Source organism: Teichococcus deserti (genome assembly GCF_001982615.1).
GTDB classification, from domain to species: Bacteria; Pseudomonadota; Alphaproteobacteria; order Acetobacterales; family Acetobacteraceae; genus Pseudoroseomonas; species Pseudoroseomonas deserti.
Genome location: NZ_MLCO01000327.1, coordinates 1 through 1,008, shown reverse-complemented (window position 1 = coordinate 1,008; position 1,008 = coordinate 1). Strand labels below are relative to the sequence as shown.

Annotated in this window: 2 protein-coding genes; both read left to right on the top strand. The window is 72.6% G+C overall.

The window, feature by feature from the left end:
- Positions 1-419: oligopeptide/dipeptide ABC transporter ATP-binding protein (locus BKE38_RS26035; RefSeq protein ID WP_131829732.1), on the top strand; the 419-nt coding region annotated here is incomplete at its 5' end.
- Positions 420-422: 3 nt separating this feature from the next.
- A partial coding sequence (locus tag BKE38_RS26030; protein ID WP_131829731.1) for an ABC transporter permease occupies positions 423-1,008 on the top strand: 586 nt, incomplete at its 3' end.

The following is a 1,008-nucleotide window of genomic DNA, read 5'->3' as shown; positions in this document are numbered from 1 at the left end:
TGCTGTCGGACATCCAGGCCGCCCGCGGCGTCTCGATCCTGTTCATCAGCCACGACCTGCGCGCCGTCCGCCAGATGAGCCACCGGGTCGCCGTGATGTATCTCGGCCGCATCGTGGAGGAGGGCGAGCCCGACGCCGTGCTGCACAGCCCGGCCCACCCCTATGCCCAGGCGCTGGTCTCGGCCATCCCGCATCCCGGCCGGCGCGGCCATCGCATCGTGCTGCAGGGCGACCCGCCCAACCCGGCCGCCCGCCCCGCCGGCTGCGCCTTCCACCCGCGCTGCCCGATGGCGACCGGCCGCTGCGCCACCGACAACCCGGCGCTGAAGGCCCGCCCCGATGGCCGCCTGGTCGCCTGCCATGTCGCGCATGGCGAAATGCCGGCCGGCACCGGCCTCATCGTGAAAAAGGCGGCCTGAGCCATGCTGCGTTTCCTCGGCCTGCGCCTGGCCCGCGCCCTGCTGACCCTGGTCCTGGTGGTCAGCTTCGCCTTCATCGTGCTGCGCATGTCGGGCGACCCGGCGCTGCTGATCATGTCGGCCGATGCGCCGCCGGAGGCCGTCGCCGCCTTCCGCCGCGCCTGGGGCCTCGATGACCCGCTCTGGGTCCAGTATTTCCGCTACTTCGGCGCCATCTTCCAGGGCGACCTCGGCAATTCCATGCGCGACGGCCGCAGCGCCATCAGCCTGGTCGCCGAGCGCATCCCGGCGACCCTGGCCCTGACCCTGCCGGCGCTGGCGATCAAGCTCGGCCTCGGCATCCCCGCCGGCATCTATGCCGCCCTGCACCGCAACTCCTTCGCCGACCGCGCGGTGATGCTGCTGGCGGTGGCCGGCTTCACCGTGCCCTCCTTCGTGCTCGGCCTGCTGCTGGTGCTGCTGTTTGCCGTGCAGCTCGGCTGGCTGCCCTCCGGCGGCCAGGACAGCTGGCGCCATGCCATCCTGCCGGTGATCACGCTCGGCCTCGGCGGCGCCGCCGTGCTGGCAAGGTTCACACGCTCGGCCATGC